Annotated in this window: 11 protein-coding genes; 6 read left to right on the top strand and 5 right to left on the bottom strand. The window is 41.5% G+C overall.

All coding sequences use genetic code 11. The features are described from left to right. Nucleotides 1–34: 34 nt before the first annotated feature. Nucleotides 35–2,110: an ATP-dependent DNA helicase DinG gene (dinG, locus tag MCT08_RS10160; RefSeq protein ID WP_274678359.1), complete on the bottom strand. Its 2,076-nt coding sequence runs from the start codon at nucleotides 2,108–2,110 to the stop codon at nucleotides 35–37. 515 nt (nucleotides 2,111–2,625) lie between these two features. Between dinG and MCT08_RS10155 the strand changes: the two genes are divergently transcribed. Then, nucleotides 2,626–3,591, top strand: a complete 966-nt coding sequence (locus MCT08_RS10155; protein WP_274678358.1) for a porin — start codon at nucleotides 2,626–2,628, stop codon at nucleotides 3,589–3,591. A 173-nt stretch (nucleotides 3,592–3,764) separates the two neighbouring features. After that, nucleotides 3,765–4,442: a YccT family protein gene (locus MCT08_RS10150; RefSeq protein WP_274678357.1), complete on the top strand. Its 678-nt coding sequence runs from the start codon at nucleotides 3,765–3,767 to the stop codon at nucleotides 4,440–4,442. Between the two features lie 50 nt (nucleotides 4,443–4,492). Here the strand turns inward: MCT08_RS10150 and MCT08_RS10145 are convergent, their stop codons facing one another. The 4 genes from MCT08_RS10145 to MCT08_RS10130 form a co-directional block, all read right to left on the bottom strand. After that, entirely contained in the window at nucleotides 4,493–4,960 is a 468-nt protein-coding gene (locus MCT08_RS10145; protein ID WP_274678356.1) for a YchJ family metal-binding protein, read from the bottom strand. A gap of 97 nt (nucleotides 4,961–5,057) precedes the next feature. Further along, nucleotides 5,058–6,272, bottom strand: a complete 1,215-nt coding sequence (locus MCT08_RS10140) for an EAL and HDOD domain-containing protein (protein WP_274678355.1) — start codon at nucleotides 6,270–6,272, stop codon at nucleotides 5,058–5,060. Nucleotides 6,273–6,373: 101 nt separating this feature from the next. Then, nucleotides 6,374–7,108: a UDP-2,3-diacylglucosamine diphosphatase gene (gene lpxH, locus MCT08_RS10135; protein WP_274678354.1), complete on the bottom strand. Its 735-nt coding sequence runs from the start codon at nucleotides 7,106–7,108 to the stop codon at nucleotides 6,374–6,376. A gap of 37 nt (nucleotides 7,109–7,145) precedes the next feature. Further along, a complete protein-coding gene (locus tag MCT08_RS10130; RefSeq protein WP_274678353.1) occupies nucleotides 7,146–7,595 on the bottom strand; it encodes a peptidylprolyl isomerase in 450 nt (149 codons plus the stop codon). Nucleotides 7,596–7,820: 225 nt separating this feature from the next. Between MCT08_RS10130 and cysS the strand changes: the two genes are divergently transcribed. The 4 genes from cysS to ruvB all read left to right on the top strand — a co-directional run bounded on the left by cysS (nucleotide 7,821) and on the right by ruvB (nucleotide 11,543). Beyond that, entirely contained in the window at nucleotides 7,821–9,203 is a 1,383-nt protein-coding gene (gene cysS / locus MCT08_RS10125) for a cysteine--tRNA ligase (RefSeq protein ID WP_274678352.1), read from the top strand. A 99-nt stretch (nucleotides 9,204–9,302) separates the two neighbouring features. Then, complete coding sequence (gene ruvC / locus MCT08_RS10120; protein ID WP_168522522.1) at nucleotides 9,303–9,824, top strand: crossover junction endodeoxyribonuclease RuvC; 522 nt, start codon at nucleotides 9,303–9,305, stop codon at nucleotides 9,822–9,824. Between the two features lie 97 nt (nucleotides 9,825–9,921). Beyond that, nucleotides 9,922–10,542, top strand: coding sequence for a Holliday junction branch migration protein RuvA (gene ruvA / locus MCT08_RS10115; RefSeq protein ID WP_176246242.1), 621 nt, complete (start codon nucleotides 9,922–9,924; stop codon nucleotides 10,540–10,542). Then, complete coding sequence (gene ruvB, locus MCT08_RS10110) at nucleotides 10,539–11,543, top strand: Holliday junction branch migration DNA helicase RuvB (RefSeq protein ID WP_274678351.1); 1,005 nt, start codon at nucleotides 10,539–10,541, stop codon at nucleotides 11,541–11,543. Before ruvA ends, ruvB begins: the two co-directional genes overlap by 4 nt. The last annotated feature ends 447 nt before the right edge of the window (nucleotides 11,544–11,990 follow it).

Below are 11,990 nucleotides of genomic sequence, written 5' to 3'. Positions count from 1 at the left end.
TATTGGATAAAAAGGCGCAAACTTGAAGCCTTAGTTAATATTCGATATTTCTTTTAAAGGGTGGCAAAGAGTCGAGTAGTGACTTGCCATAGCGTTTGGACACAATGCGTCGGTCAAGGATGACGACTCTACCAGAATCTCTTTCTTTACGCAGCAATCTACCCACTGCTTGAATCAGCTTTTTGCTGGCCTCTGGCACGGTAATTTGCATAAAAGAGTTTCCTCCCCGTTTTTCAATATATTCTGCATGCGCTTGCTCGACGGGGGAAGTCGGAACAGCAAAAGGTATTTTAGTGATCACCAAGTTTTCTAACAGCTCTCCCGGTAAGTCCAAACCTTCCGAAAAGCTACTCGTTCCAAATAACACACTTGTTTTTGCGCACTGCACTAGCATTTTATGTTTATTTAGAATTTCTGAGCGCGATGAATCGCCTTGTATTTGTAAGGCCCAGCCTTTTTTTACAAAATCGGCTGCCAGTTTTTCTGCTACTTCACGCATTTGCCAATAAGAGGCAAACAATACCAAGTTAGCTTTACCATCGGTAATAAATTCCGGTAAACGTTCGACAAGATAATCAGTAAATTCTTTGGCTTGGGGTTCGATACGCATAGTAGGGATCAACAACTCAGCTTGACCTTGGTAGTCAAAAGGAGATGCTAAGGCCAAAAAGCGTGTGCCGTCTTCAGCTTTTTCGCTGATCCCCGCTTGTATGCAGAAGTAGCTAAATGAATTGAGTGCTCGCATCGTCGCTGAGACTAAAATAGCGCCTATGCAACGGCTCCAAATTTGTTTATCCAGTTGCCAACCTATTTCAAGGGGCGAAACACTAACAACAAAGTCACCGTCCCGTTCTGGGTGTAGTTCTAGCCAGCGAGCTAAGGGGGCTCCTTTTTCTCGTTGAGGTTCAGCCATTAATGCCCAAACTTGTGCCAAGTTATCTAATCTTTGACTATAAAAACCGAGTTCGGTCAATGCTGGCTCGGCAATTCTGGCGGCCAGTTCGCCTTCCTTTACGCGCTCTCCAATAAGGTCCGCTATTTTTGCTAGTGACTGGTTCGCTTTTTGTGAGAGCTTTTTTAGATCTTTTGATTCGGTTTCAAGCCATTGTGGAAGTTCACCGTGCTCGAATCGATAGCGTTTTTCTACAAATTGTTCAGGAACAAACTGTTTCGCCAGTTGGTTTAAGCTTGGGATCAACTGCTGAATGGATTCTTGTAGCTCGTTTCTAAAACGAGCTACTCGTCTTTCTTCTGCTAAATTAGCAAACTTGGTGACCGACTGGTTGAGCTTTTCCAACCAACTTGCCGCCCCTTTTAAACTGGCCGATGCCGATGCATGGTCACGGGCCACGTGAGGTAGGTGATGCGCTTCATCAAAAATATAAATAGTATTTTCAGGCTCGGGCAGAATAACGCCACCTCCTAGATCAGCATCAGCCATCACTAAACTGTGGTTTGCGATGATGACATCAGCTTTGTCGAGCTCTGAGCGGGCTTTTTGAAAAGGGCAATCCCTGTGACCTGGGAAACTACCATTACAACTATGCTTATCGCTAACAATTAAACGCCACAGTTCATCTTTTATCGCCTTTGGCCATGAATCTCTATCGCCATCCCATTTACCTTTGGTCAATCTATCGTACATAGTGGCTAAAAGGTCGATATCTTTTTTCTGCGGTTTGGTTTCGAAAAGCGCAATTTGGCTTTCATTTTCGCCACATGCTGCTGCCAGTTTTTCAGCGCAGCAGTAACGTTGTCGACCTTTTGCCAAAATAAAAGAAAATTCGCGGTCAGTAATACGGCGAAATAGAGGTAAGTCTTTACTAACCAACTGTTCTTGTAGTGCAACAGTTGCTGTTGAGATCACAACTTTTCTATTGTTTAACACCGCAACAGGGATAGCCGCCATTAAATAAGAGAGTGATTTGCCAATACCAGTGCCAGCCTCTGCGACCAAAATTCGATTTGATTTGTGATATGAACCGCAAAGCGTTTTGGTAATTTCTGCGACGAGGAAGTTTTGTCCACGGCGAGGAATGAAATTTTCCAATTGAAATTGCAGGTTTTGATAACTGGTGCGAATGGATTGTTGGATTTTGGTAGTAAGCATAGTTGGACCTAAATTGCGGAAATCCGATGGTAGCACACTTTGCTAAAGTATACGCAGTTCACGAAATCGTATGCTTTTCAATTAAATCTAGATCTCCTTCACAAAAAAAAACTGAACCTTCAGGAACTTATATTTAATTTAGGTTGTGAAACATATAAAACCACACTTTGGTTAATTCTGTGGTTTTATATTCTAAATATATGGAAAATACACTGAATTATTAGTCAATAACTCTTATGTTAAATTTTTATTATCATTTATATTTTGTGATATTTAGGCTTGTAAGTCACTCGTGTTTTTATGAAAATCAAGTGTAACATATTGTTTTTGTTGTTATTTACAAAAAATTAGGTTTATTTTTTAGGATATTTGACATGCAGGATAATCTTTTGCAATCTAGCTCTCGAGATTTAATGGCGGTGATGAACTAAATTGAAATTTAGAAGTTGCCATCAAAAACAACATAAGGGAACCGGACAAGGAATTCCCATACTAAGAAAAGGCAGTGGATTATTATGAAAAAGACTCTATTAGCATTAGCAGTTATGGCTGCAGCTGGTTCAGCTCAAGCTGGCATCGAAGTTTACAATAATGAAGGTGTTACTGTTAACCTAAAAGGCGATATCGAAGTTGTTTACAAGCAAGATATTGCTCCGGACGCTGAATTCAAACAAGAAATTCAAGACGCAGATTTTGGTTTTGATGTACGTTACGCTATCAACGATGATCTACAATTCGGTGGTTACTGGGAATTTGATGGTGCATCAAGTGATGTTACTAAAGGTTCAAGTACATCTGCTAATGTAGGTGATGTTTATGTTGCACTTTACTCTCAATCTATGGGTTCTATCAAAGTAGGCCGTACTTGTGGCATGCTAGATGACGCTGGTGTAGCGAACGATTACCAATTTGGTATTACTTCATTCTTCAATAACGACAGTTCATTCTGTACTGATGAGATGATCCGTTATGACATCGATAAAGGCAATATCTACGCAGGTGCTTCTTATGCACAAGATAAAAACGAAAACACTATGATGGGTGAAAATGGCAACTATTTTGATGCTAAAATTGGTGGTCGTGTAGCTGGGGTTGATATTCGTGCTTATTTTGCAACTGCTGAGTTGAAAAGCGCTGTAGAAGTTGATGAGACTTTGTGGGCACTTGAAGTTGTTTATAGTGGTGTAGAAAACCTAAATGTTGGTATTGGTTACTATGCAATTAATCAAGATGTTCAAGGTGGCGCTGATAAAGATTCAGATTCTCTAGCATTGGGCGTTGACTACACTATCGAGAAGACTACTCTTTCTGTAGGTTACAGCCTTTCTGACGAAGATGGTGCAGCAGATAAAATCAATTCTTGGTTTGTTAACGCAGGTTACGGTCTAGCGCCAAACACAACAGCATACGTAGAAGTGGGTGGCAACGATGTTGACAACACTGACACTGGTGTAGCTCTTGGTGTTAAAGCAAGCTTCTAATCATAGAATATGATTCAAGTTTTCAAGGCCACCCTTCGGGGTGGCTTTTCTTTTTCCAACATATTATTCAAAAATACCCATCAAATTTTCAGCATTCTGTTTGCTTTGTTAAAGATAAAACAGTGTGTTAGTGGTATCTTGAGCAAAAGGATTAATTCAAGGAGTCAGTTTTTGTGAAAAAAATAAAAGTGCTTTCATTTGCTCTTACGGCATTGGCTTTTTCTGTCAATGCAGCAACGCTAATTCCAGCCAAAGGCGTTTCTATTTTGTATATCAATGGCCAAAATGCACAGTCAAAGATTGGTAAAAATGAAATACAGTCAGGCACCAATCAGCTTATCGTTCGCATGGATAAAACCCTAGGTAAGGGTAGCAGTGGTTCGGTGTTTACTTCTGACCCTTATGTGTTGACCTTTGAGGTTAATGGCGATGAAGTGAAAGTAAACCATCCAATCGCTCGCAGTGTTGCAGAAGCCGAAATGGTATTTAAAAGCGAAAACCCACAGTGGCGCATAGAGCAAGACAAGCAACCGCTTGCTTATACGCAAGACCAATTACAAGGTAAGAAAGGTTTGCTTCCATTTATGGGGCTTGATGGATTAGTCGCTGATTACAACAAAGCTCAAGGTATTAACTTTGTTGATGGTGTGCTAGTGACGACAGCGTCTGCTATTACAGTGGCAAGCGCTAGCTCGGTAGAGACTAAACCGCTAGATCAAGTAAGCAGTGAACAAGCGAGTTCTCATATAAATGCAGAGAGCCAAAATTTAGAACAACTCAAAGCGTGGTATTTAAAATCATCCGCGCAAGAACGCAAAACGTTCCGTAAGTGGATGATCGACCAAGAATAATCGTCCTCAATCATTAAAACGCCAAACTAGAGAGTTTGGCGTTTTATCTTTTAAGCACAACATTTTTTAAATTTTTTGCCGCTGCCACACCGGCACGGATCATTTCTGCCAATTTTGCTTTGCTGGTATTGCTCAGGAAATTGACCATCGATATAAAACCAAAGGCCGTTGTGTTTGAGAAAACGAGAACGTTCTTCTAAGCAAAATTGTTGGTTATCTTGCTCAAAGTAAGCTTTAAAATGGACAAACCCTTCATCAGCATGGTTGCCTGATGTCGTATCAACAACCTCTAAGCCACACCAGTTGCTATTAATCGATTGTTCGATTTCAGTGCGCTGGCGCTCTGCTTGGCAGCTAGGGTGGTAAGTTGCGATGACAAAATCGACTAAACCAAGCACATGAGCGCTGTAACGTGCGCGCATCAGTTGTTCAGGATGAATAGCTAAGCTGTGGTTATCATGAATGGGCTTACAGCATTTTTCATAACTGGCGACATTACCGCAGTAACAGGTTGTCATTTCAATCTCTACAATTGGTTTTACACAACGCCGAAGTGTAGAGATTAACAGGTGAAGTGTCTAGGGTATGCTTCGATTGTGAGAGCATACAACCCGATTATGCGCCGGCTGTAAATAAGTCTGCTGTCCATTTAACCGCTTCATCATAGCAAGCAGCAATATCTTCGTCGCTCAGCTTTAGTTGTTGTGCAATTTGAGTAACCGTATCCCACTGTGCGTGTTCATGAGCTTTTGTGAGGTTAAGAAGTTGGCCTAACACACCTTCACCTTGAGTAAGCGCTAACTTGACCTCCTCTTCAATCGGCATCTCGTCCATTATACTTTCGAGTGATTGATCAAGCAGGCTATCTAGTAGTGAAAACATGCCAGTTAAAAAGCCTGCACCGGGCGCTAAGGTCAATTTAGCTTTCACTGCAACGAGCTCGCAATATCTGGCTCGTTGGATAGACAGACCATAAAGGTAGTCAGGTTTTGACTCTTGGGTAGACGCTATCGCGACTAAAGAAACAAACTTGCGTAAGCGCTGCTCACCGAGGTACACCAAAGCTTGCTTAAATGAATGTATTTTTGCGCATACCATTGCCGATGAATTAACAAAAGTTAAAAGCTTATATGACAGCGTTACATCAGTGGCGACCAAGCTTTCTATGGCTGAGTAATCAAGATCTTGTTTCGCTATTTCTTTAAATAGCTGAACGACGGTCAGAAACGAGGGCTCTAATGCTTTGCGCTGTAGTAATTCTGGCTTGCTAAAGAAATAGCCTTGAAAGTATTTAAAACCAGCAGACTTTGCCTGTTCAAATTCTTGGTATGTTTCTACCTTTTCAGCTAGGAACGCAATTTTAGTCGCGCCTAACTTTTTAATAAAAAGTTTCGCCTTTTCAATCGGTACTATTCGAATATCAAATTTTATAATAGAAACATAAGGCAAGAAGGGTAGCCATTCTTTGCGCGGAACAAAATCATCCAACGCAATTTGGTAACCTAAATGGGCAATTTTTTTGATCGCTTCCAGTAACTCTGCGGTTGGTTGGCAGTCTTCTAACACTTCGACAACCAAGCTACCTGCTGGAAATAGTGTCGGGACTTGATTGATAAGGCTTTGATAAGGAAAATTAACAAATCCTAGGCGATCACCGAGGGTCTCGTAATGAGTCGATAAGAAATGGTCAGATAGTAAACGGCTGGTCGCTAAATCAGGATCAATATCCGGAAATGTATTTTTTGGTCCATCCCTAAAAAGTAACTCATAACCTATGGTTTCGCGGTCACTATTTAGTATAGGCTGCCTGGCAACATACGAATATTTCAATGCAAGACTCTTTTAATTATTTGATAATTTTAACAGTAGTGATTATAGCCGAAATATTACCTTTTAATTACACGATAACACATCCAGGATGTGACTAATTCCTAACTATCTGATTTAAACTGTCGGGTTTCTAGTTTGAAGCCATCGTCAGCATAGACTAAGACCGAGCCTTGAGTATACCAGTCGCCAAGCACAATCCGCGTTGTTTCTTTATTTAATTGTTTTGTGTGATGAACGTCAGGTCTATGGGTGTGGCCGTGGATCATTAAATCTACATTATGCTTACGCATAACATGATCGACCTCTGAAAGCGTAACATCCATAATATCAAGCGATTTCATTTGTTTATCACTATTAATGTCAGATTGAACTTTGCCAACAATACGCATTTTTAGAGAAAAAGGTAATCGGTTGAAGATCCACTGTAACCAAGGTTGGTGTACTTTCTTGCGATATTGTTGGTATTTTATGTCTTGAGTGCACAGGGTGTCACCATGCAATACCACGGCTTTTGTGCCATACAGGTTGATAACGTGCTCTTCATCGAGAAGGATAATGCCCGTTTCTTTTGCAAAACGTTTCCCAAGTAAAAAATCGCGATTACCTTGGGTAAAATAACAAGGGATGCCTCGACCTGTAAGACGGCTAAATTCGGCTTTTATTTGATCCGCAAAAGGGGAGTCATCATCATCGCCAATCCAAAATTCGAATAGATCACCAAGCACGTACAATGCATCGGCATAAATCGCTTCTTCGCGCATAAAACGTACAAAACAGTCGGTAATATCGTGGCGAAAAGGGCTAAGGTGTAAATCAGAAATAAATAGTGTATGCATAATTAAAATTAAGGAGCGCCAAGCGCCCCTTCTACCGTTACTCTTCGATGGTCGTGCTAGTGATGAATACTTCTTCTAGCGGTACATCTTGGTGCATACCCATAGAGCCAGTGCTAACGCCTTTGATTTTATTTACGATGTCCATGCCTTCGATTACTTCGCCAAATACACAGTAACCCCAACCATCTAAGCTTTCTGAGCGGAAGTCCAAGAAGGTGTTGTTGTTCACGTTAATAAAAAATTGAGAACTTGCTGAATGCGGTTCCATGGTACGAGCCATTGCTAGTGTACCGATTTTGTTGCTCAAGCCGTTATTCGCTTCATTTTTAATCGAAGCGCGAGTTGCTTTCTCTTTAAGGCCTGAAGTCATGCCACCGCCTTGGATCATGAAACCATCGATAACACGGTGAAATAGGGTGTTATCGTAAAAAACCGTCACGGCAGTACTGTAGAAAGTTTGCGCTTGTCTCTGGTGCTTTTTCTTCATTAAGTTGAATTTTAATATCACCAAAATTCGTGTGAAGGATGATCATGATGGTTACCTTATATCTATTTTTATTGAAGCACGGATTTTAACTGAACTTTCGACACATTCAAATCAACAAATCTGTTTGTTGTTGGGAATATTCGTCGAGATTAAGGATGACCTAGCTAGGAGAGAGTTGTTATACTGTGAAACTGTTTTAGTTCAAACCGTTATTAGATAGAGATCATGCTGAAAATATATAACTCACTCACAAGACAAAAAGAGGAATTTAAACCCATCAATGCTAACAAAGTTGGCATGTATGTCTGTGGAGTCACCATATACGATCTCTGTCATATTGGTCATGGTCGTACCTTTGTTTCTTTCGATGTGGTTTCACGTTACTTGCGCTATTTAGGTTATGACTTAACGTTTGTACGTAATATCACTGACATTGATGACAAGATCATCAAACGTGCGGCAGAAAATGGTGAATCTTGTGAGTCACTTACAGAGCGTTTAATCGCTGATATGCATGCCGACTTCGATGCACTGAATATGAAGCGCCCTGATATTGAACCAAGAGCAACGGGCTACATTCAAGAAATTATTGAACTGGTTGAACGTTTGATCGAACGAGGCTTTGCTTATGTCGCAGATAATGGCGATGTAATGTTCGAAGTTAGCAAGTTTGATGAATATGGTAAGTTATCGAAACAAGATTTGGATCAGTTGCAAGCTGGTGCTCGTGTTGATGTTGAATTAGCAAAACGTAGTCCACTGGATTTTGTGTTGTGGAAAATGTCTAAACCAGGCGAGCCAACATGGCAATCGCCATGGGGAGATGGTCGTCCTGGATGGCATATTGAATGTTCTGCAATGAACTCGGCGATTTTGGGTAATCATTTTGATATTCATGGTGGTGGCTCTGACCTGCAGTTTCCGCACCACGAAAACGAGATCGCTCAATCATGCTGCGCACATGATACTACTTATGTGAATACATGGATGCACAGCGGTATGGTGATGGTTGACCGCGAGAAAATGTCTAAATCACTCGGCAATTTCTTCACCATTCGTGATGTTTTGGCTCATTATGACCCTGAAACGGTTCGTTATTTCTTGATGTCTGGCCACTACCGCAGTCAACTCAACTACAGCGAAGACAACTTGAAACAAGCGAGAGCGTCATTAGAACGCCTATATACCGCGTTAAGAGGCCTTGACCTTTCGGTCGCTGTTGCTGGTGGTGATGAGTATGTTAGCCGCTTCGCCACCGCGATGAATGATGACTTTAATACGCCTGAGGCTTATTCAGTGTTGTTCGATATGGCACGCGATATCAACAAGCTAAAAATGGAAGATCTTCATCAAGCAAGCCAACTAGGTGCATTAATGCGTGAGTTGGCTGACGTAATAGGTATTTTGCATCAAGACCCTGAGGTTTTCCTTAAAGGGGATGCCGGTGATGATGAACAAGCGGCTGAGATTGAAGCCTTGATCAAATTACGTAACGACTCTCGTGCTGCTAAAGATTGGGCAAACGCAGACTTAGCGCGCGATAAGCTCAATGAGTTGGGTGTCATCCTTGAAGATGGGCCAAGTGGTACAACGTGGCGCCGTAAATAATTACGTTCGTTAATGTATTGAAAATGGGCTTAAACTTCGTAAGTTAAGCCCATTTTTATTGTTAGTAGCAGCAAGCGTTGTTTACGAAAAAAGGTATTCATGTCAATTATTTTGGGGATAGACCCAGGTTCTCGTATTACGGGCTATGGAGTGATTCAGCAGCAAGGCCGCTACTTATACTATTTAGGTAGTGGTTGTATCCGTACCTCTGAAAAACAACTTCCCGGACGTTTAAAACAAATTTATGCTGGCGTCAGTGAGATCATCACTCAGTTTCAACCTGATGTATTCGCTATTGAACAAGTCTTTATGGCAAAAAACGCAGATTCAGCTCTTAAACTAGGGCAAGCCAGAGGAAGCGCCATTGTTGCCGCGGTGAATGCCGATCTACCGGTCTATGAATATGCCGCAAGGCTTATTAAGCAAGCGGTCGTTGGCACGGGTGGGGCAGATAAATCTCAAGTCCAACACATGGTTCAACATATGCTGAAATTATCAGCAAAGCCGCAAGCGGATGCGGCCGATGCTCTTGGGGTTGCTATCTGTCATGCCAACACTAATAAAACGCTGATAGCATTAGCAGGCCAAGCAACTGGCGCTAAAAAAGGCCGTTATCGCTGATAACTCAGTGCATTCCATGGTGGTTTTTCTACTGGCTATCCATCCAGTTATTTATTATTATCTCAGTTCATTAACCCTATTCTCAAAGGAATTTCCTGTGATTGGACGTCTTCGTGGCATTCTAATTGAAAAACAGCCGCCCGAGTTACTGATTGAAGTTGCTGGTATCGGCTATGAAGTTCAAATGCCCATGAGTTGCTTCTACGAATTGCCTCAAGTCGGTGATGAAGCGATCATCTATACTCATTTTGTCGTACGTGAAGATGCACAACTTTTGTATGGATTTAACACAGTGAAAGAACGTGCTTTATTTAGAGAAGTCATTAAAGCCAATGGCGTAGGACCCAAATTGGGTTTAGGCATACTTTCAGGCATGACGGCGAGCCAGTTTGTTGCTTGTGTTGAACGTGAAGATATATCCACATTAGTGAAATTGCCTGGGGTCGGTAAGAAAACGGCAGAACGTTTAGTTGTTGAAATGAAAGACCGTCTTAAAGGTTGGGGAGCGGGAGATCTTTTCACACCGGCAACCGATGCTGCACCAATGGATGTCCACCACCCAGAATCTGTGACTCAAAATGCAGAAGAAGAGGCGGTTAGTGCGCTACTTTCTTTGGGATATAAGCCACAACAAGCTTCGAAGGTTGTTTCACAAGTGGCCAAGCCTGATATGACAAGTGAAGCGTTGATTAAAGAAGCCTTGAGAGCAATGGTATGATTGAAGCTGATCGCTTGATTGCTCCAAATAGCCCTATCCTAAAAGACGAAGAAATTATTGATCGCGCGATACGTCCTAAAAGACTGGCGGATTATCGTGGCCAAGACCACGTGCGTGATCAAATGGAAATTTTTATCAAAGCTGCACAATTGCGCAGTGAAGCATTAGATCACCTACTAATTTTTGGCCCTCCAGGTCTTGGTAAAACTACATTAGCTAATATTGTGGCAAACGAGATGGAAGTGAATATTCGTACTACCTCGGGCCCAGTGTTAGAGAAAGCGGGTGATTTAGCGGCTTTGTTGACCAATCTTGAAGAGAACGATGTACTATTCATTGATGAAATCCATCGCTTGAGTCCTATGGTTGAGGAAGTATTGTATCCGGCAATGGAAGACTACCAACTCGACATCATGATCGGTGAAGGCCCGGCTGCACGCTCCATAAAAATCGATCTCCCTCCTTTTACTTTGATCGGCGCGACAACGCGGGCCGGTTCACTCACTTCACCGTTGCGCGACCGTTTTGGCATTGTTCAGCGACTTGAGTACTACAACATTGCAGATTTACAACATATTGTTCAACGAAGCGCCGATTGTTTAGGGTTATCAATGGAAGCTGAGGGGGCGCTTGAAGTTGCAAGACGTGCTCGTGGAACGCCTCGTATCGCTAACCGTTTATTAAGACGTGTTCGTGACTATGCTGAAGTCAAAGGCAATGGTCACATCTGTGTCGATACGGCTGACAAAGCCCTGAATATGCTGGATGTGGATAGCCAAGGTTTTGACTATATGGATCGTAAGCTGCTTCTTGCAATCATTGATAAATTCGGTGGGGGTCCCGTAGGCCTAGATAACCTAGCCGCTGCAATCGGTGAGGAAAAAGATACGATTGAAGATGTACTTGAACCCTTTCTTATTCAGCAAGGTTATTTACAGCGGACACCGAGGGGACGCATTGCAACTGATCGCGCTTATCTACATTTCGGAATTGAGAAGTAAGTTTACAATTTTGTTTTCTTTTTATTTTCGAAGACAAAATTGTGACTTAAGTAGCATTTATCAAATCCCATATTTCTTCCAAGAGTTAATATACGTACCAAATTGTTAATTCATTATTGCTATTTTCTTATGGTGTTTACCTAAAAACTACAATACATGTGATATTTGATTGATTTAGATCAGGTTGTTTGTTTTATGTGCAGGCATGTATTGTGAAAATTGATGTAAATCAAGGCTTTTTTCTCCTATAAATTTTTTGAAACAATCACTGTTTAGCAGTAATATTAGTTCTAGCTATATTAGCTGATGCTTAACAATTAACTAACCATAACGGTACATACTTGCAACAAATTAATGTTATTTTTCAACACTTGTTGAGTTTGTTTAATATTAGATGATTTGTTTTTGCAATGTATGTCAAAAGTGTCATTCAGCCGGCACAAAGGA

It is taken from the genome of Vibrio aestuarianus (assembly GCF_028858425.1).
Classification (GTDB): Bacteria; Pseudomonadota; Gammaproteobacteria; order Enterobacterales; family Vibrionaceae; genus Vibrio; species Vibrio aestuarianus.
This window is presented reverse-complemented; position numbering and strand designations above follow the sequence as displayed.

Bases quoted from the DNA above. Each gene is read 5' to 3' on its own strand.
- ruvC (WP_168522522.1), top strand. From the start codon at position 9,303: ATGTCAATTATTTTGGGGATAGACCCAGGTTCTCGTATTACGGGCTAT.
- dinG (WP_274678359.1), bottom strand. From the start codon at position 2,110: ATGCTTACTACCAAAATCCAACAATCCATTCGCACCAGTTATCAAAAC.
- lpxH (WP_274678354.1), bottom strand. From the start codon at position 7,108: ATGCATACACTATTTATTTCTGATTTACACCTTAGCCCTTTTCGCCAC.
- MCT08_RS10130 (WP_274678353.1), bottom strand. From the start codon at position 7,595: ATGAAGAAAAAGCACCAGAGACAAGCGCAAACTTTCTACAGTACTGCC.
- MCT08_RS10155 (WP_274678358.1), top strand. From the start codon at position 2,626: ATGAAAAAGACTCTATTAGCATTAGCAGTTATGGCTGCAGCTGGTTCA.
- ruvB (WP_274678351.1), top strand. From the start codon at position 10,539: ATGATTGAAGCTGATCGCTTGATTGCTCCAAATAGCCCTATCCTAAAA.
- MCT08_RS10145 (WP_274678356.1), bottom strand. From the start codon at position 4,960: ATGACAACCTGTTACTGCGGTAATGTCGCCAGTTATGAAAAATGCTGT.
- cysS (WP_274678352.1), top strand. From the start codon at position 7,821: ATGCTGAAAATATATAACTCACTCACAAGACAAAAAGAGGAATTTAAA.